The following is a 19,430-nucleotide window of genomic DNA, read 5'->3' as shown; positions in this document are numbered from 1 at the left end:
TGCCAAAGCGGATGCGCTCTGACAATCAAACATCACCCAATTATGACGGAGATTACCGGAAGAAGCCCCGCAGTCCTTGTTGTCGAGGATGATCCTCACGGGCTGAGCTTTATGGTATCGAGCCTGTCCCTTTCCGGGTTTCGGGTGATCAGTGCACAATCAATCACGGAAGCACGCAGGCAATGTGAGAGCGAATCCCTGGCACAACTCTGGGCGATTCTTTGCGATTACCGCCTTCCCGATGGAAACGGAATCGAATTCCTGAAATGGGTTCATGCCGAAGATCCGAATCTCGCGTTTTTGATCATCACGGGTCAGGGCGAAAAAGCGATCGTCCAGAGCGCGCTTACTGGGGGGGCTTTTCACTACTTGGAAAAACCGGTCACCCACCGCGAGCTTCAGCGGGTCATGAAGGACGCCGTGGTCGATACCCAGCGACTGAGGCAATCCGTTCTAGACAGGCAGGGGCTCAGGGATCTGAAGCAGTTTGATCAAAAGATGAACAGCAGGATCCCCGAGGAACTCAGTGACAGGGTCCAGATATTTTACCAACCCCTTCATGAGGTTGGGGGAGATTTTTTCATCACACATTCTAAATCGCCCGGCGAGTGGGTCCTGCTGGTCGGGGATGTTTCAGGACATGAGATCAAGTCCGGTTTTGTCTCCACTTATATTCAGGGCATGTTCAGGGGTTGCCTGGAAAACGGTTGCCCAGTCCAGGAGTTTCTGGAGTTGTCCAACAGCACGCTCAGAAAGAGAGGGTTTTCCCAATCCCTGGATGAGGATGTGATCAGTCTTTCCTGCTCCACCTTTTACATCCCGCCAAGTGGGACCAGTATTTGCCACTGGAACTTCGGGTTTACTCCATGTTATGTCGTCTCGGAAACGGGCAGGATTCAGACAGGTGACTCTGGAAAATTCCCTCTGGGTTGGATGGAGGAAATTGATGTTGCCGATGTTCGAATACCCATAAAAGGGAACGCCCAGCTAATAATTTTTACAGATGGATTGCCCGAATTTGCAGATGAATTGAAAGTGAATGCATTTAGTTTGCTGTATGCTTTGATGCACGGCCAAAAGTCTATCTATGACTTGCCTATTAGTCCGAAGGACGACATACTCGTTCTCAGTTATTCATTGAAATCCCAAATACCCTTGAACTCCCAATTTCAGCCAGTTTTAAGCGAGCACTACGCCGGGACGGAGGTTGAGCATATCGACCACCTTCAGTCCAATTGGCGTCGAAGTATTTCCTTTGCCTTGGAAGACAAGCTCGGTGACCGACTCTACGATCTCCTCATTTGCATCCGGGAAGGCATGCTGAACGCGTTCATCCATGGATGTGAAAAAGCCCCGGACAAGTTTGCTCATTTACAGATCAGTATTAGTCCTGAAAAGGATCGCCTCCGGATTGTTATCGATGATCCCGGCCGGGGACATTCATTCGACTTGAAGAAACGCCTTGAGGATATCGGCCATACCGGCTCTCAGCATTTGGGGTTGGGAATTATCCAGCATTTGAGTGACGAATTTCATTTGGAAAACAAGGGGACGTCACTGGTCTTTGATTTTGAAATTTCCCCTGTGCCGGCGTAAGGATATCTAGGAATGGTCAAGGAACAAATTATTGTGGGAGCCGATCTTTCGGACAGACTTTCCAGCCATCTGGACGCTGCCAAGAAGCGGCTCCATATTGAAATCAAGGATGATGTGACAAGCACCCCAGTGCCAGATCTCCGTATTGGCATCAAGGAGATCATGGAAAAGGTGGACCCAGCAAAGTGGAACGCCCTTTACCTGGACATGCGCTCTTCCCGGGTAGTTGATTCAATGGGAATCAACTGGCTCTTTGCGGAAAGTGTCCGGGTCAAGGAGCTGAAGAAAAAAATGGTCATCCGGATCAGTAGTCCGGCGATTCACCGGGTCATGGAATTTGCCGGGCTGGATAAACTGGTGGTTCTGAAATACCGCCGCCGCAAGCAGACCCGTTAGATTGTTCCCGGTCTGGTCAGACGTTGATATTGAGTTTCTTCATTATCATTTCCAGATCCACATTATCGGCGATCAGTTTCTTAATAACTGGAATCTTGTCTGCATCCTGAGGTTGTGTCTTTACGGTCATTGAATTTATCCTGGACGCGACGGTATAACTTTCGCCCTTGCTGATCACCACGGGAATATTGGTCTGGGCAATCATTTCCATGATGTGATGGGACGGTTGTATGTTGCGGGTCAGGACAATTCCCGCAAGGGGCCGCTTGCCGGCCACACTGCATGCAGCAATTGTCAGCAGCAGGATATCCTCACGGTCTCCCGGGGTTATGATCAACATTCCCGGCTTGATGTAATCGATCAGGCTGTTGGCGGTCATGGCCCCGACAACGATGTTCCGAACACGGTTATTCTCGCCGGTTGATTCCCCATTGAGCCATCGTCCTTCGACTGCCTCGACAACCTGTGAAAGATTCGGGTAGGTGAGGGTTTCGGTATCCGGGATGAGCCCGAGAAGAGGAATCCCCATGGCCTCCAGCGCCTTCCCTGTATACTGGCGAACCAACTCCATGCGAGATGGATCAACCTTGTTGAGAATGGCACCAATGACCTCGACGCCAAACTTATCAAAGAGGCTCTTGTTGAGGGAGATCTCATCGACCGGCTTCCCAATGCCTCCACGGGCGACAATAATGGCCTTGGCTCCAAGCAGTCGGGCTACCTCAGCATTTGACAGGTTGAAAATGGAGCCAACCCCAGCATGCCCCGACCCCTCAATGATTATCATATCCTTTTCATATGCTGACCGGTCGAAGGCCCGCAGGACGCTATCGACCAATACGGGATGCATACCCTTCGGGTCATCTATAAACCGACGGGTAAAGGTGCCATCGATCGCCACGGGGCTCATGCTTTCGATGGGAGTGTGGATATCGTAAGTCGTATCAAAGAGGACTGTATCCTCGTCAATCAGGTGATCATGAAACTTAACAAAACGTTGGCCGATCGGCTTGATGTAACCGACTTTTTCCAGCTTGTGCTGGATGGCTGCAAAGAGCCCAAGGCAGGTCGTTGTCTTGCCATCGTTCTGCCGGGTCGCGGCCACAAACAATCGCGGCGTCAATGAGTTTTCGGGTTTGGTCAGGTATTCCTTCATCCAACAAAGCGCTCGAGGGATTCTACTGGCTTCCGAAGAGGAGCTTCCGGTTGATGGCCTGGGAGGCCGTGATAACAGCTGTTCCAAAAATATCGTACACGTGGGCTCCCCGACTGATTTCGGCACAGGGCTTTTGCAGGCCAATAATGACCTGCCCGTAGGTTCTCGCGCCCGCGACCACCTGGAGCAGCTTGGAGGCAATATTCCCTGAGTTAAGGTCGGGGAAAACAAGGATGTTGGCCGTTCCGGCAACCTCGCTATTGGCGAGTCCCTTTTGCTCTGCAACTTCGGGATCGAGAGCGGCATCGAGCTGCAGTTCACCTTCAAAATCGACTGGAATAGCCCGCGCGGCTGCCTTTGCTTCGGCGATTGGGACGGCCTCGCGAATCTTCCCGATGGAGGCATGGACGGGACGTTTGGCATGCGAGGCAAAGCTGAGAAAGGCCACCCGTGGGTTTTCCCCGGTGAGATGCCAGGCAATTTCCGCAGTGGAAACTGCAATGTCGGCAAGCTGTTCCGACGAGGGATCGGGAATAACCCCGCAGTCGGCGAAAAAGAGTAATCCGTCCATGCCGATTTTCGTGTTTTCCTGATCCAGGACAAGCATCGATGAGGCGGTATTGACTGTGGGTTGTGTCGGAATTATCCGGAAAAGAGATCGCAAACCGCTCGAGGTTGTGACGGTGGCGCCTCCTACAAGGGCATCGGCACGTCCAGAGACAAGCATCAGGGCGGCGAAGTTGTGACGGTCCAGAAGGAGGCTCTTCTTTTCCTCAGGGGAAAGGTCCGCATAGGCAGGTAAGGCCTCAATCATTGGGAGGAACATGTCAAAATCATCACTCCGCTGGGGATCCATAATACGGATTCCGTCAAGGCGTATATCCAGTCGCTGTGCCCGGTCCTTAATTTCGGTACGGTCACCGAGGAGGACGGGAACGCCGCACTTCTGGGTGGAAAATTGACGAGCCGCCTGGATGATCCGCGGATCGCTTCCCTCCGGGAAGACGACACGTTTTGGGTGCCTCTGCAGCTTGCCCAATAATGAATCCATAAATGACATGACGAGTGGTGATTTAAAAGAGGCGCATAATGGGTGAAGAATTGACCTAGTGGAAGGGAAAACGGATGGGAGATCAAAGTTCCGGCAGGACTTTGGATAATTTTCTCGTCCTTGGACGACCCTCTGGGCAGAAAGACAGATATGGGTAAGTTTTCACGGAGAGTCTCCGAAGTGGCTGGCTGGACTATGGCCTCCCGTGTGCTTGGCCTTGCCCGCGATGTTCTTCTCTTTGCCTCGCTTGGCTCGGGCCCGTTGAATTCCGCTTTCATCCTGGCTTTCACGATTCCAAATTTATTTCGCCGACTCCTTGGTGAGGGAGCCCTGACTTCCTCCTCAATACCCGTCCTGGCCAGCTCGCTAGAAAAAGACGGTCAGGAGCAGGCCTTTTCTCTCCTGAATGCGATCATGGTGCGTCTGGGTTTGGGGCTTCTGCTCCTGCAGGTGGTCGCCATTCCCCTTTTCTGGGGCACTCGACTGATCCCCGGTCTTCCTGAACGCTGGTACCTTGCCTCAGACCTTTCGCTGATCCTGTTCCCGTATATGTTCTTCATTTGTCTCGGGGCTCTGGTTTGCGGGATGCTTAATGTCCTTGGACGATTTGGCTTAGCCGCCCTGAATCAGGCCTGGCTCAATATCGCCATGATCTCGGCAATCCTTGCGGGTCTCTTTTTCGTCCCAATGAGTGGTTGGCAAAGGGTCGTCCTGATTTCCGCAGGGGTCCTGCTCGGAGGCGCGCTTCAATTGCTGGTTCCCCTTTTCGGGTTGGTCCAGCAAGGTTGGCGCCCGCGCCTTGGATTGGATTCCCATCCAGAGCTCTCCAAAGTCATGCGGCTATTCCTTCCGGGACTGCTCGGGGCTGCAATTTTCCAAATCAATATTCTCGTTTCGCGATTTCTCGCCTTTTCCCTGGATGACACGGCCACCGGGCTGCTTTACATTTCCAGCCGTCTGGTGGAATTGCCCCTCGGAGTCTTTGCCATAGCAATTACAACCGTTGTTTTCCCCGAACTGTCACGCCTGAGCTCCAGTGGCTCAGAGGATGGGTTTCAGAAGGTCTTCACCAAGGGACTTAGTCTCATTTTCATGATCACCCTTCCCGCCGCCCTCGGGCTCATCCTCCTGGCAGAGCCCATCCTCGGCTTTCTTTTCGAATGGGGTTTGTTTGAATCGGGAGACGTGCGAGCTGCCGGACCGGTTTTGATGGCAGCTGCTTGTGGCTTACCCTTTTTTGCGTGGTCGACACTTCTCACGCGTGCCTGGTACGCACGGCAGGAGATGCGAACACCCGTGCTCTTCGCTGCGGTAAACCTTTTTCTGAACCTTTTCCTTGGACTAATTTTGATGCGGATCTACGGAGCTGTCGGCTTGGCCCTGTCCAACACGCTCAGCTCATTGGTCCACTGCCTGGCCTTGCAGGCATTTCTTCCTGGTCGCTCGATCAAGTGGAAAGGATGGCAAACTCCCGCAATTCTATTACTTGGCTTGAGCGCCCTCAGCGCCCTTGCCGTTTTCGGACAGCAATTGATTCAGGAACTGAATTTGCCCGGCAAACTGGAAGATTCCCTTATTATCTTTGTTCTGATTCCGCTGGCCGCTGGAAGCTATTTTCTCGTCCTTTGGTTTTTAAGGCATCCGGCCTTGAAAAACCTTCTCAGAAAAGCGCTTTAGGCGATTTACTGCGGTGGCAATTCCACCGGTGGACTGAAGACGGTATTGAGAATCCCGGCGTTTACCTGAATTTCATCGAGGGTAAGTGTGGAAAGTGTTTTTCCTTCACTGATCCGGCTGATCTTCCTCGCAAAGGTCACACCTTCAATCGATTCAAAAGAAGCGGGAATGAGCTCTGAAAGAAGCGTTCCTTCCTGATCATACTCAAGGATTCTGCGCTCTAGAAAAGTTTTCTTTTCAATATGGTGCACCATGCTGGACCCATCTGGAAAGCGGGCGATCACCTTGTAGCAAGGAAATCCGGCAATCTCCACATCTTCACCCAGCTCAATTTCCGCATCCGTCTCCGTATAATTCACGAGCACATTCTCGAGCGGGGCTTGCCGGATGAAGTTCTTCATGAACTGTCCACGCATCCGGTCATGAAAGGAATTCCTCCCGGATTCGCGGGCGTACCAGGCGACCTTGCCATCGTAAGCCTGGACAAAGCGAACTTGACCCTTGTCTAAAATGACCCGGACAAGGTTGGGCTTTTTCTTGAGGACCGTGATGGCATCTGAGACGCCGTTACTGTAGATGATTTCCCCACTTAGCCGGACACTACGGATTTCTTCCAATGCGGCCCGTCCTCCCATGCTCTCGATGTAGCGCTCGAGGACATAGATGACATCCTCTTCGTTGCTTTGACCCATAGTGGGGGTACAAATTCCTGCTGAGGCGATTATGGTGACCCAGATAGAAAAGATTCGGAATGCCTTCATAAGCATCGTGATACCGGATTAATTATCTCCGGTCAAGCGAACCGGCAACCCCGCGGATGCGAGATGCTCCTTGGCCTCCGATATGGTGAATTCACCAAAGTGGAAGATACTCGCCGCAAGGACTGCCGAAGCATGTCCCTCCTTGAGCACATCAACCAGGTGTCCGAGCGTACCCGCCCCACCGGAAGCAATGACAGGGACCTCAACCACATCTGCAAGGGCGCGAGTCAGCGGAATATCATAACCAGCCTTGGTGCCGTCCGCGTCCATGCTTGTGAGGAGAATCTCACCTGCACCCCTGCGGACAACTTCCTTTGCCCAGTCGACAGCAAGCAATTCCGTCGGTTTACGACCCCCATGGGTATAAACACGCCATGTGCCTACCGTGGCATCCCACTTTGCGTCCATCGCGACAACGATGCATTGGTTTCCAAACCGGTCGGAGGCGGAGGATATCAAATCCGGATCGAGAACAGCGGCCGTATTCAGACTGACCTTGTCCGCCCCGGCATTGAGCATGTCGCGGATATTTTCAACAGAGCGAAGGCCACCCCCGACGGTCAGCGGCATAAAGCAGTGAGAGGCCGTCTCCTCGACGATGTCGCGCATGATATCGCGCTCGCTTGAAGAAGCCGTGATATCGAGAAAGACCAGCTCATCGGCGCCCTGTTGTTCATAGACCTTGGCAATTTGCGCAGGATCGCCAGCATCCCTCAACTCCTTGAAGCGCACTCCCTTAACGACACGTCCGGCATTCACATCCAGACAGGGAATGATGCGGACAGAAAGCATTGTTTCGGGGCGACTCCTTAGGAGTCGAGCATTCCGACATCCGGCGAGAAAGAGAGGGTCAACCGGTATTGTTGCCCGGGGCGCATGACGAGGGGATGATCCCGGACGAGCGTCTGGATATAATGAATATTGCCCCAGTAGGTACGGTACCCGAGCTCATTGGTCACGACTTCAGTTTCCTGCCACACGGCTTGGAAGTCATCCTTCTCAACATTGCAACCAAGACCTTCTTCGCCGAGGGCGAAGGTCATCGGGGCATGCTTTTCAGAGTGCGGGGATCCGATTGCCAAGGCATAACGGAATTTTTCGCATTGCACCTGGCGCTTGACCGTGAAGAGGAATTCGCTGGTGATTTTGTCATCGGCGAAAGTCCAGGAAACCTTTACGCTGCCCAATCCGGAAACAATTTCCTCGTCAGTGGTAATCAGCTCGGGCTGTTCATAGCGGAAATAAAAACTTTTGCGTAGGCCGAGACCGGTCACACAGCGTTTACCATAAAAGGCCGGAATGAAGGTTTTTCCGTCGATCGTCAGCTCGGGGAGCATGATCGGGAGGTACTTGTTCACCGGCCAATCAAAAATTCCGGGGCAATGCGGGAAGGGAAGGTAGTCGGATGTCCCGGATTTGCCACTGCCCATCAGGGGAAGCTGTAACTGCAGTCCACTCTCCGGATTCTGGTACAAGAAGAGGCCTTGTTCCTTCTTGGAACCGCGATCAAACATGATGTAGCGGCCACCGGCTTTGCGTGTTGTGACCGCGCCTTCCATCGGTTTTCCGATGGCGCTGGCCAGTCGAGCCCATTGGGAGAGATACCGGACACCATCGAAGTTGGCCATCCGCGTTGTATGCTCAGGCCGCGTGTCCCGTTCACCATCACGGATCACGAGAAATCCCTGATCCTGGTCGAGATAGGTGAGGAAGAAATACTGGAAGAGACGGCGCAAGGTATCAATGTAGAGCCCCTCCTTGTCCGAAGTGATCCAGCCGTCCCGGAGGGCCTGAAGTATCAGGGAAATACAGTGCATCTGTCCGTAGACCCCAATCGACTTGCCGATAATCCAACCCTGTCCGTCTGAGCGGACCAGGTCTGGCAAGAGGCGGAGATACTTCTCAGCCACTGTGCGCAGGCTGGGAAGTTTCCGGTCACGCAGGTGAATATTCGCGTGCAACTGGAGTGCCTGGCGCATGAAGACCAGACTCATCGGGCCGTACAAATCAAAGACCCCGCCAATGCCTACACGCGGATTATCGTCAATAAAGCCGCCCGAGCTGGTTTGCTGGACGCGTTCGATGAAACGGTCAATGATCTTGCCGGTCTCATCCTTCTTGGAAAGCCCCATTGAAAATCGGGTGACTGCCTTTGCGACGTTAAAGGCCTGAAAGTGGCTATCGTAGTCCGTCCGGCTGAGCAGGCGCCGGTCAAGGCACTCCCGGGTCGGATCGAGAAGGCGTTCCCAGACCGGGTTGCGCTCCTTTGCCGGACCAAATGAAAGCAGTCCGAGGGCGGCATAGCCGAGACCATTTTCATAGGATTCATCATTGAAGGCCTGTGCGGTCAGGCATCGGGCGGTCAGATCGACCAGATCGGAACCATCAAACTGGTTGTCCGAAGTGGCGCGATAGAATTCGCCCAAGGCAAGGGCCACATGCCCGGGTTCGTCTTGGCGGCTGGCCTCCCCTGGAACCGGGTCGATTGTCCCGTCCGGCTGAATGGCGCTCACATTCTGGCCGAGCATTGCACGGGCCATATCTAGGCATTGGTCTGCGAAGTTTTGCATTCTCGAAAGTTGAGGAGTTAAGGCGTGGGCAAAATTGCGGGCAAGTTAAAAAGCCGTGTAAACGCCATCCTGCTGAAAAAGGTTCTCTAAATATCGATGAGTTTGAAGAATTGTTCGTTTGTTGTGGTCTTGGAGAGGCGTTCAACGGCACTTTCCGCGGCATCCTCGATTTTCTGTGCAGCAAGGGCCCGGCGGAAGAAGTGGGCTTTCTTGAGATCGTCCTCGGGGAGGATCAATTCCTCGCGCCGGGTACCGGAGGCGGCGATGTTGATGGCCGGCCAGATACGCAGCTCCGCGACTTTTCGGTCAAGGACCATTTCCATGTTACCGGTTCCCTTGAATTCCTGGAAGATGAGGTCATCCATTTTGCTGCCTGTCTCGATCAGGGCGGAGGCAATGATGGTCAGGCTTCCCGCTTCCTCGGTGTTGCGGGCGGCAGAAAAGAGCTGACGCGGTTTTTCAAGGGCCCGGATATCAAGTCCGCCTGTCATTGTGCGGCCACTGCCGCCCTTGGCGGAGTTGTAGGCGCGGGAAAGCCGTGTCAGGGAGTCCATGAGGACGACGACATCGGCCCCGGCTTCCGTCTGGCGTTTGGCGTAATCAATGGCGAGCTCGGCAATGGCGAGGTGGTTGCGGGTATCCTCGTCGTTGGAGGAAGCAAAGATGATTCCGGGGCAATTCCGCTTGATTTCCGTCACTTCCTCAGGCCGTTCATCGACGAGGAGCATGACAATCTTGCATTCCGGATGGTTGTGGTTCACGCCGATGGCGATGTCCTGAAGGAGGGTTGTCTTGCCGGTCCGGGGTGGAGCAACAATCAAGCCGCGCTGGCCTTTGCCAATCGGGCAGAATATATCCATGACCCGGCAGGTCATATTTCCCGAGCCGGATCGCTCGAGCCGCAACCATTCATCCGGCGCAATCGTTGTCAGCTGCTCGAAAGCGAGTTGCTCACGGCGTTCCTCAAGGGTCATGCCATCGAGTTTTTCGATGAACCGAACCTTGGGATTGGGATGTTTGCCATCGGCCTGTCCGTTGCCCTCGACATGATGACCGCGCTTCAGCTTGAAGCGGCGGACCAGCTCGCGGGGGACAAAGGGGTCGCTGGGACGTGTTTTGCCGTTGTGGGCAGGATTTAGCAATGTGCCGGCCTTGTTGTTCTGAGGATCAAAAATCCCCTCAACCGGGACAGAATTCTGGGAGCCGTTTTCGGATTCCATGGATACGAAAGATGATAACTTGTTAATAGTGCAGTCCGTTTTCACAAATGGACCAAACGCTCGAGAGCGAATCATGCAGAATGCCGGTCTTGGATATGCTCAGCAGGATAAATCCCTCATCCCTACGACCTGACGCAAGATAACCGTCATTAGGAGACAATTTTCCAGACTGTCAATGCCGGATAAATTTGGGTGAAAAAGTTACTTGGGGGACAGGCAGACTGGGTTCCAGAATTGTTTTCATGATTTCGAGCAAACTGGATGCACATGGAAAAGCCGGGTTCAGCCTTCTTGAACTTCTCGTTGTTTTGGGAATCCTCTCGCTCCTTGCGGGGTTGGCGACTGGGGGAAGCAAGGGCATCCAGAACTGGCTCGCAGCCAGTGAGAGCCAGAGCCTATTCATGGAGATCGCGAATGCCTGCCAGCAATACCGGATGGAACACGGAGAGTGGCCGGAGGCTTTCCGCGCTGGCGAAACCGACTTGAATGCTGCAGCCGAGGATTGGTCCAAAGCGTTGGCCGGTTATCTGGAACGGCGGGTTTTGGACCGGGTCCTCCGGGATGGGTTCGGGAACACGCGGCTCTTTCTGGTTCTGGATTCAGACGGAGACCATTGGATTGAACCCGGGCAGTTTGAAGCAATGGAGGAGGGGATTGTGCCCGACCGTATCTGGGCGCGAGTGGCTATTTACAGCCTGGACGAAGCGGGCAGGTTAACTGCAAAAAGCTGGACCGATGAGGATTAAGGTCAGCCACGGGTTTGTCCTGCTTGAGATTCTTCCTGCGCTCATGCTCTTGTTGGGAGCCTTGGCCATTTCTGGACGCCTTCTCGCACACACGGTGGAGACGAGGGATCGCAGCCACCGGATGCTGCTGATACAAGACGGTATCATGCCGGTTTGGATGGCCTGGCAGGTGCGGGGTGGGTTTGCTGCGCTGGCCAGTTTGGACGAAAACGGGACCTGGATGATCAGGACCTTTCCGGATTCCTCCTGGCTGCCGATGGATCCTGAATCAGCCCGTGCACGGCAGTTTCTCTTTCGCCGGATTCCTTCTTTAAACCCGGACAGTTGGAAAATCAGTCTGTTTATGAAAGATGGCAGCGGGGTGGGGCGATGGATTGAACTGACCCGTATTTTAAACCTCGAGGAGTTGCCTGAAGAATGAATCTGGAGCGAAGAGGCGGAGTCTCAGGCATGATATGGATGGAGATTCTTGTGGCCCTTGCGGTTACCGCTTTCATTTTCCTTGCCGGAATGCGGGCCCTGCATGGATTTATGGAAAGTCTTGCAGCTGGCCGGGTTCAACAAGTTCGCTTACTTGAGATGGAAGGGCTCCGGGATTCTATCCAACGTGCTTGGGATCAACGGTCTTCCCATCCCTTTCAGAATTTACCCTGGCTGGAGGTCGAGGGCTTGCAGATTGGGGATTTTGTCAACCTTTCGACCTTGCGGATGCGTACACATTCTACAGGAGGAGATCCTGTCTTTTGGGAGTTGAAGCGTGACCGAGCACACTGGTTGCTTTGGGATACTCCAAGTGGCGTAGAGGGCGATTACCAGCAAAGGCAACTGCGCTACCAGGGCGAAATCCATGTTGAAGTGAAAAAGGGCTCATGGTTACCGGGTGAAGTGCCGGAACGTATGACCTGGCTCTTTCCAGATGCCGTGGACAGTCACATGAAGGAGGGATTTGCCATTCTTCAGGTTTGGTGAATGGTTTTGGGGACAGTATGATGAAAAGTTTTCTTCACTGGGTATGGGCCGCACGGCCCAAGACTCTCCCCGCCGCCGCTGTCCCGGTAATGATTGGCGGGGCACTGGCCTTTTTATCCAGTCAGTTTGCATTTGTTCCCTGGCTGCTCTGCCTGGTTTTCGCGCTTTTGATCCAAATCGGCACAAATTACGCGAATGATTATTACGATTTCATCCAGGGAGCCGATGATGAGCGCCGGATTGGCCCGGACCGGGCCGTCGCCTCGGGATGGATTCGCCCAAAGGCAATGCGCAACGGCATGTGGCTTGTCTTCGCCATTGCCTTCATCGCGGGATGCGCCCTCGTTCCATATGGTGGGCCTGCCTTGTTGATCATCGGGATCGCCTCGATTGTCTGCGGAGTGGCTTACACCGGCGGACCTTATCCGCTTGGTTACAATGGCTGGGGCGATGTCTTTGTCTTTATTTTCTTTGGTTGGATTGCCACCGGGTTCACCTTGTTTGTCCAGTCCGGGACATTTGTCCTGGTCCTGCCGTCGGCCAGTGGCCTCTATTGGACCTGGCTCGCGGGCCTGCTTCCGGGAGCCCTGGCGACAAATTTGCTCGTGGTGAACAATGTGCGTGACGAGCCGCTGGATCGCGAGGCTGGAAAACGAACATTGGTCGTGCGCTTGGGCCGGACTTTCGGACTTTGGGAATACGGGCTTCTTAACGCCCTGTCCATTGCCGTCCCGGTGTGGTTTGCTCTCGCTGGTGGAGCCTGGTTCTGCCTGCTCGTGTTGCTGGCCACTCCGTTAATGATTCGAGCTACACAATTGCTCGCCGGCGCGCGTGACCGTTCAGCCTATCAGCGCGTTCTTGGAATGACAGCGGGATTGCTCGTCATCACCGGTGTCCTGTTTTCCCTTGGCCTGGTTTTGTCTCGGACCTGAGGGCGGGCATCAGCCCAAGGCCTCCATGTCCAATTCAAAGGAGCCGACACGTGTGGCGGGGCCCGTCATCCTCACAGAAAAGTCATCATCGATGTGCAACTGGATCTGGCCACCGGGCATGTTAACAGTGATATCAGGCCCAACGCAGCCCATACGGCGGGCGACAGCCCCCGCAGCGCTCGAGCTGCTTCCGCTGGCCAGCGTGTAACCAGCACCGCGTTCCCAAATTTCGATTTGGATCGTATGGTCATCAATAATCTTGAGAAACTGGACATTTGTGCGGTTGGGAAAGAGGGGATGGTTTTCAATTATCGGGCCGAGTGTGTGAGCTGTTTTGGAAGAAATCTCCTCCATTGGCAGGACGCAGTGCGGGTTGCCAATTGTGGCGGCGTACATCCGGTACGTCGTGCCTTCCAGTTCGATTTCCTTGTCGACCACTTCTCCCTCAATCTCATTAACCGGGATGACGGCCGCCTCAAAAGACACTTTACCCATCTCCACTGTGATGGAGGAGGCATCCTTATTGACTTCACAGGAGACAATGCCGCCCAGCGTCTCAACCGTGAAAGATGCTGTTGTGACCCGGCCGGTGTCGCGCAGGTAACGGGCGAAAATCCGCAGGCCATTGCCGCTTTTCTCGGCTTCGCTCCCGTCAGGATTCAGGATGCGCAGCCCGAAATCCGCATTATCTGTTTCTATTGGGCCGTACAGGATGCCATCCGAGCCGAGCCCGAAATTACGGTGGCAGATTGTCCGAATGTCATTCTCGGAGGGGAGCTCCGGGCAATCCTTCGGATCTAGGACAAGGTAATCATTTCCGAGCGCGTGGTATTTTGAGTAATGCATATGTCTGATTGATCTGAATATCCGCAATTTCGCTGTTTTCAACACAGGAAAAATGTCTAAACTGCAAGCATGGTTCGAGTTCAGCTTGATGAAACGCTTCTGGAGGACCGTATTCAGGAGCTTGGCAGGGAATGTTTTGAGGAGATTCGCGGACAGAAGTTGAGTTTGATGGATCCCAAGGCCTACACGGGAAAGCTCATGAATTGGGCCATGGAAGATCCGGATTTCCGAGTGGCGCTCTTCCGCTTCGTCGATGTACTCCCGGGACTGACGGATAGCGCATCCGTCATCCGGCATGCCCAAGCTTACTTCAAGCCGGTGGCGGGCCGCTTGCCCGGCCTGCTTCAGTGGGGGCTTGATCTGGATCCGGAAAGTCTAAGGGCAAAGGCCGCGGCGGCATTGATCCGGAGGCAGATTTCTTCGCTTGGGCAGCAGTTTATTGTTGGCGGAACCCCGGCTGAGGCGATTCGAAGGCTTAAGAAAATTCATGCCAAGGGAATGTGCACGACGGTCGATCTTCTTGGTGAGGCCTGTGTGAGCGAATTGGAGTCAGAGGTTTACCTGGATCGCTACCTTGAGTTGCTGGAAGCCCTTGACGGGGAGCTTCCGGTAAACATCTCGGTCAAGCTATCTGCGCTTTATTCGAGGAGCAAGCCAGTCGGTTTTGATGAAAGTGTCGCTGTACTGAAAAAACGACTACGCAAGATCTACTCGCGGGCCAAGGAAATCGGAGCCTTTGTCTATGTCGACATGGAGGACACGACAAAAATCGACATCACGCTTGAAGTGGTCCAATCGCTACTGATGGAGGATGAATTTCGTGGATGGGCGGACGCGGGAATTGTCCTGCAGGCCTATTTGCGCAGAACCAAGGTGGATGCAGAAAGGATTCTGTCATGGGTAGAGGCAAGGGGCACGCCGATCAGTGTCCGTCTCGTCAAAGGGGCTTACTGGGACACAGAAACAATACTTGCCCGCTTGGCATCGTGGCCTATCCCGGTATGGCAGAAGAAGCCTGAGAGTGACCGGACTTACGAGGACATCAGTCGGTTCTTATTATCTCATGCGGATGTTCTCCGGCCGGCTTTTGCTTCACATAACCTGCGTTCCCTGGTCCATTCCATTGCGGTGGCCGAGCAGTTGGAGCTGTCCTTGGAGGCCTATGAGTTCCAGACCTTGTATGGAATGGCAGATCCCATAAAGTCTGTATTCGTCAAGCGAGGTGTGACAGTCCGTGAGTACGCTCCGATTGGAGACATGTTGACGGGGATGGCATACCTCGTCCGGCGGCTTTTGGAAAATACCGCCAATGAAGGCTTTATCCGTTCGGGCTTTCTTGAAGGCGAGTCAGCGGAGCAATTGCTGGCCAAGCCGGAACTGGATTCCAGTGACACCGGCAGGGAGTATCTCGAGGTGAACCCAAAGGAGGAATTCCTCAATGTTCCATTGCTGGATTTCAGCATTGGAAGCAACCGGGATGGAATACGCGAGGCCCTCGGCCAACTTCGTCAGCGTCGTGAAGGAGATTTTCCCCGCATTCTCCCTTTCATTAACGGTAAACCCGTCAAGGACTGTCCGCATTTCATTGCCAGCGATTCGCCGGAGGAGACGGGGTTTACGCTAGGGACCGTGGGAATGGTTGGGCCAGAGCACCTTGAGCAGGCTGTAGAGGTCTTGAAGGGCGGCTTTGCTAAGTGGCGTGAGACAAATCCCGCGCTTCGGGCCAGGGTGCTCTTCAAGGCAGCAGACCTGATTGAAGTCTCCCGAAGTGAGCTTGTGGCCCTTATTATTCTGGAATGTGGCAAGCCTTGGATCGAAGCAGATGCCGATGTGGCAGAAGCGATTGATTTCTGCCGCTATTACGGGAAGAACGCGCTCGATCTTTTCAAATCGGAAAATCTGTGTGCCTACGACGGTGAGGAAGACCACCACTTTTATGAAGCACGTGGTATTTGCGGGATCATCTCCCCGTGGAACTTTCCGTTGGCGATTCCCTGTGGAATGTTCAGCGCTGCCCTCGTCACGGGTAATGCCGTCATCCTGAAACCGGCTGAACAGAGCACGCTGGTCGCCTCTCGGTTATTCCAGATATTTTTGGAAGCCGGGATGCCGGCGGATGTCGGGGCCTTCCTGCCCGGGGAAGGGGAGACAATCGGAAGGTCAATTGTCCAGCATCCGGAAATTGACACACTGGTCTTCACGGGCTCAAAAGCCGTTGGGATGGATATTATCCGGGAGGCGGCCGTCCTCCGGAAGGGCCAAACCCATGTCAAACGCGTGATCGCTGAAATGGGCGGAAAGAATGCCATTGTTGTCGACGATGGAGCTGATCTGGATCAGGCCGTGAAAGGTGTTTTGTATTCAGCTTTTGGATACGCTGGGCAGAAGTGCTCGGCCTGTTCACGGCTTTACGTGCATACATCGATCCATGACCGGTTCATCGAGCGCCTGACCACTGCTGTCCAATCCTTGGTAGCTGGCCGGGCCTCGGATCCTTCGGTGGACTTGGGCCCGGTCATCGATGATGATGCCATGAAGCGCATCAACGGGGCAATTGCCTCCGCGGGATTGGAGGCCGTCATGGGCCGTCTTTCTGCCGACAGGGAAGCAGGCCGTTACATTCCTGCCACGCTCTTTGTCGAAGTCGACCCGGACCACAAACTTCTTCAGGAAGAATTGTTTGGTCCTGTTCTGGCCGCCGTCCGTGTGGACAGCTTTGAGGAGGGCATCCGGCTGGCCAATGCTCATGAATACGGCTTGACGGGAGGTGTTTTCAGTCGCCATCCGGGACACCTGCAGTACGCCGCCCGGCATTTCCGGGTTGGCAACCTGTATTTGAACCGGAGTTGCACCGGTGCCCTCGTGGGCAGGCAACCCTTCGGCGGATTCAAGCATTCAGGCGTGGGATCAAAGGCGGGTGGACCAGACTATCTGAAGCAATTTGTTCTCCCCCGGATCGTCTGTGAGAATACCTTGAGACAGGGATTTGCCCCGATGGAGCATGATTCCTAGGATTTTCCTTTAACTTACTGCTGTATATGCCTTTAACCCCTAAGGCATGAGCGATTTAAGAAAGGCCTTTCTCGTGACGGATGCCTCAGGCTTTCCGGGGCACAGCTTGTGCATCCTTCCAAAAGCGGGAGAAATTTGGACTGGATTTTGTTGCAGTTCAGCCTGTTCAGGATTGGTTGCTTGCTGGGAATTGATCAGCAGCCCCTAATTTTCTAAGAATGAATTTCTATTTTACATGGTTTATTGTTGCCGTCGCCCTTGGGGCCTTGGGGGTTTGGTTGGCCCGTGGCTACGCCCGCAAATTCAAGCTATTTGACCAGCCCAACGAACGCAGTTTTCACAATGTGCCCACGCCTCGCATTGGTGGGATTGGCCTGCTCCTCCCGGTCCTGGTCGTGACTCTCCTGCTTGTGGGGATCCGGAACATGGGATATTCAGTCTACTGGCTGGGCATGCTCCTGCCGGCTGTCCTCGTGGCTCTGTTGTCGTTCTTCGATGATTGTTTTGATTTGTCCCGTTTGATACGGTTTGCCGGTCATGGAGTTTGCGCGATCCTCCTGATGCTACTTCTGCGAAATGCCTGGGTTGGGGCACCGTTGCCATTACTAGGGACTTTGCTTCCGGTCCCGATTGTCGCATTACTGCTCTTTATCTGGATTACCGGCCTCACTAATTCCTACAATTTCATGGATGGGATTGACGGTATTTCCGCCATTCAGGGGATTGTCGCCCTCGGTGGTTGGCTCAGTATCTGGTTTTTTGATCCTGCGGTTTCACAGGCATCAGGTGTCCAACAGCTGGTTATGCTCGGCATTCTGGGAGGCCTGGTGGGTTTCCTTGTTCTCAATTGGGCTCCAGCCAGTATCTTCATGGGAGACGTCGGCAGCACCTTTCTCGGGTTCTACTTTGCTGCGATTCCCTTTGGTGCGACAGCAGTAGGGCTACCGTTTGACCGTGCCCTCGAGGCCTCCGTGTTCTTTGTCTGGCCGTTTATTGCCGATGCCTCAATGACCTTTGGACGAAGGGTCATTCACCGGGAGTCTATATTCAACGCCCATCGGTCGCATGTTTACCAGATATTGGCCGGGACTTTTGGCACGAGGGATGCCGGACACCAGTTTACCAGTGTCTTTTACGGGCTCTTAGCACTGGTTGGAGTGGGGCTTTACTGGACGGGGGGTCCCCTGTGGGCCAAGCTTTGTGTCCTGCTTTGGGTCTGGCTGGCCGTGGTTGCCTGGACTTACGGGTTGCGTAAAAATTCACAATTAGGTCGTTCTGTCTCGACAGTTAAGGGAGCGGGGGATGACAATTCCCTTTCCCAATCTTCCTCAGCTGTTTCCATAATGCCATTCGATATATTTCTGAGCCCGCCAGAACTTACCGAAGCCGAACGACTCAATGTCATCAAGGCCTTGGATAGTAATTTTATTGCTCCGGTGGGTCCGCAGGTGAACGAGTTTGAGGAGAAGTTAGCCAGTTACCTGCAGCTGTCTGAGCTGCACGCCTTGAACAGCGGGACGGCAGCAATTCATTTGGGGCTTCGAGCCTTGGGTGTCGGCCCGGGGGATTGTGTCATATGCCCGGATTTGACCTTTATCGCCTCGGTGAATCCTGTGCGCTACCTAGGAGCTGAACCTGTTCTGGTGGATGTGAGTGAGGACAACTGGGCAATTGATCCAGACTCAGCCCGCGAAGCCATCCGCACCTTGAAAGCGGAGGGGCGTACGGTCAGGGCCATGGTGGTTGTCCATGCCTTTGGCTTGCCGGCTCCCATGAAGGAGTTGATGGAAATCGCCGACGAAGAAGGGGTTCCCGTTCTCGAGGATTGTGCCGGTGCCTTTGGGAGCCGGATTGGGGATCAATCGGTTGGTTCATTCGGGGCGGCTGCAGCTTTCTCATTCAACGGCAACAAAGTCCTCACTACGAGCGGAGGAGGGGCACTTTACATCAAGGATCCTCAACGGCGGCAAGCAGCTCGCAGTTGGGCCAACCAAGGTAAGGTCGCCGGACAGATCGGTTACGAACACAATACACTGGGTTATAATTACAAACTTTCCAACATATCCGCGGCCATTGGTCTTGGACAGCTTGAGACACTCGATCAGCGCCTTGCCCGCAAGGCGGGACTATTCCAAAAATACAAGGAGGCCTTTTCAGGAATGCCGGAGGTCACCATGATGCCCGAGCCGGATTATGGTCGGAACAACTACTGGTTGAGCTGCCTCGGCGTGAACAGTAGCGGCCACGCTGAAGAAATTGTTGCCGATCTTCGCACGCATCGAATTGAAGCCTCTCCCATGTGGAAGCCGATGCATCAACAATCGCTGAACCAGGATTTACGTTACTTCGGCATCAAAGCCAGTAATAATATCCATCGCCGATTTCTTTCCCTGCCGAGTGGATCCAGCCTGACGGCTGAACAATTGGAACAGGTCTGTTCGATTGTCAGGGAAACCCTCAAGGGGAGATAGGGAATTCCGGTTGGTGGAGCTTCCCAT

General features: G+C 54.0%; 16 protein-coding genes. 9 read left to right on the top strand and 7 right to left on the bottom strand.

Features of this window, described 5'->3' with window-relative positions; all coding sequences use genetic code 11:
- The first annotated feature begins 42 nt into the window (after positions 1–42).
- Both G0Q06_RS13645 and G0Q06_RS13640 read left to right on the top strand, forming a co-directional pair.
- Positions 43–1,596, top strand: a complete 1,554-nt coding sequence (locus tag G0Q06_RS13645) for a response regulator (RefSeq protein WP_163967098.1) — start codon at positions 43–45, stop codon at positions 1,594–1,596.
- A 12-nt stretch (positions 1,597–1,608) separates the two neighbouring features.
- Positions 1,609–1,992 (top strand): STAS domain-containing protein, encoded by a 384-nt coding sequence (locus tag G0Q06_RS13640; RefSeq protein ID WP_163967096.1) that lies wholly within the window; start codon positions 1,609–1,611, stop codon positions 1,990–1,992.
- Positions 1,993–2,008: 16 nt separating this feature from the next.
- On the opposite strand, the gene G0Q06_RS13635 is transcribed toward G0Q06_RS13640, so the two are convergent.
- Positions 2,009–3,148: a phosphotransacetylase family protein gene (locus tag G0Q06_RS13635; protein WP_163967094.1), complete on the bottom strand. Its 1,140-nt coding sequence runs from the start codon at positions 3,146–3,148 to the stop codon at positions 2,009–2,011.
- Between the two features lie 22 nt (positions 3,149–3,170).
- Positions 3,171–4,208 carry a phosphate acyltransferase gene (locus G0Q06_RS13630; RefSeq protein ID WP_163967093.1) on the bottom strand — a complete coding sequence of 346 codons (1,038 nt, stop codon included), beginning with the start codon at positions 4,206–4,208 and terminating at the stop codon, positions 3,171–3,173.
- A gap of 141 nt (positions 4,209–4,349) precedes the next feature.
- Here G0Q06_RS13630 and murJ point away from each other — a divergent pair, with 141 nt between their 5' ends.
- On the top strand, positions 4,350–5,876 hold the full coding sequence (murJ, locus tag G0Q06_RS13625; RefSeq protein WP_163967091.1) for a murein biosynthesis integral membrane protein MurJ: 1,527 nt from the start codon (positions 4,350–4,352) through the stop codon (positions 5,874–5,876).
- Positions 5,877–5,881: 5 nt separating this feature from the next.
- Here the strand turns inward: murJ and G0Q06_RS13620 are convergent, their stop codons facing one another.
- The 4 genes from G0Q06_RS13620 to rho all read right to left on the bottom strand — a co-directional run bounded on the left by G0Q06_RS13620 (position 5,882) and on the right by rho (position 10,427).
- Complete coding sequence (locus G0Q06_RS13620; RefSeq protein ID WP_238710864.1) at positions 5,882–6,568, bottom strand: LolA-like protein; 687 nt, start codon at positions 6,566–6,568, stop codon at positions 5,882–5,884.
- Between the two features lie 87 nt (positions 6,569–6,655).
- The gene (gene hisF, locus G0Q06_RS13615; RefSeq protein WP_163967088.1) at positions 6,656–7,429 is read right to left on the bottom strand and encodes an imidazole glycerol phosphate synthase subunit HisF; all 774 of its coding nucleotides are present in this window, start codon (positions 7,427–7,429) and stop codon (positions 6,656–6,658) included.
- 17 nt (positions 7,430–7,446) lie between these two features.
- On the bottom strand, positions 7,447–9,207 hold the full coding sequence (locus tag G0Q06_RS13610) for a hypothetical protein (protein WP_238710862.1): 1,761 nt from the start codon (positions 9,205–9,207) through the stop codon (positions 7,447–7,449).
- An 86-nt stretch (positions 9,208–9,293) separates the two neighbouring features.
- Positions 9,294–10,427 (bottom strand): transcription termination factor Rho, encoded by a 1,134-nt coding sequence (rho, locus tag G0Q06_RS13605; RefSeq protein WP_163967086.1) that lies wholly within the window; start codon positions 10,425–10,427, stop codon positions 9,294–9,296.
- Between the two features lie 242 nt (positions 10,428–10,669).
- Between rho and G0Q06_RS13600 the strand changes: the two genes are divergently transcribed.
- Genes G0Q06_RS13600 through G0Q06_RS13585 form a run of 4 tightly spaced genes read left to right on the top strand, consistent with a single transcriptional unit; the run spans position 10,670 to position 13,074 of the window.
- The gene (locus G0Q06_RS13600; protein WP_163967084.1) at positions 10,670–11,173 is read left to right on the top strand and encodes a type II secretion system protein; all 504 of its coding nucleotides are present in this window, start codon (positions 10,670–10,672) and stop codon (positions 11,171–11,173) included.
- Positions 11,163–11,594: a hypothetical protein gene (locus G0Q06_RS13595; protein WP_163967082.1), complete on the top strand. Its 432-nt coding sequence runs from the start codon at positions 11,163–11,165 to the stop codon at positions 11,592–11,594. The genes G0Q06_RS13600 and G0Q06_RS13595 overlap by 11 nt, the downstream gene beginning before the upstream one ends.
- Positions 11,595–11,623: 29 nt before the next feature.
- Positions 11,624–12,142 (top strand): PulJ/GspJ family protein, encoded by a 519-nt coding sequence (locus tag G0Q06_RS13590; protein WP_238710860.1) that lies wholly within the window; start codon positions 11,624–11,626, stop codon positions 12,140–12,142.
- A 17-nt stretch (positions 12,143–12,159) separates the two neighbouring features.
- Positions 12,160–13,074: a 1,4-dihydroxy-2-naphthoate polyprenyltransferase gene (locus tag G0Q06_RS13585; protein ID WP_163967078.1), complete on the top strand. Its 915-nt coding sequence runs from the start codon at positions 12,160–12,162 to the stop codon at positions 13,072–13,074.
- A 9-nt stretch (positions 13,075–13,083) separates the two neighbouring features.
- On the opposite strand, the gene dapF is transcribed toward G0Q06_RS13585, so the two are convergent.
- Positions 13,084–13,920: a diaminopimelate epimerase gene (dapF, locus tag G0Q06_RS13580; protein WP_163967076.1), complete on the bottom strand. Its 837-nt coding sequence runs from the start codon at positions 13,918–13,920 to the stop codon at positions 13,084–13,086.
- 69 nt (positions 13,921–13,989) lie between these two features.
- On the opposite strand from dapF, the gene G0Q06_RS13575 reads away from it, so the two are divergent.
- Together G0Q06_RS13575 and G0Q06_RS13570 are read left to right on the top strand one after the other, a co-directional pair.
- A complete protein-coding gene (locus G0Q06_RS13575; RefSeq protein ID WP_163967074.1) occupies positions 13,990–16,932 on the top strand; it encodes a proline dehydrogenase family protein in 2,943 nt (980 codons plus the stop codon).
- Positions 16,933–17,150: 218 nt separating this feature from the next.
- Positions 17,151–19,403: an aminotransferase class I/II-fold pyridoxal phosphate-dependent enzyme gene (locus tag G0Q06_RS13570; RefSeq protein ID WP_163967072.1), complete on the top strand. Its 2,253-nt coding sequence runs from the start codon at positions 17,151–17,153 to the stop codon at positions 19,401–19,403.
- Positions 19,404–19,430 lie beyond the last annotated feature (27 nt).

Source organism: Oceanipulchritudo coccoides, assembly GCF_010500615.1.
GTDB classification, from domain to species: domain Bacteria; phylum Verrucomicrobiota; class Verrucomicrobiia; order Opitutales; family Oceanipulchritudinaceae; genus Oceanipulchritudo; species Oceanipulchritudo coccoides.
This window is presented reverse-complemented; position numbering and strand designations above follow the sequence as displayed.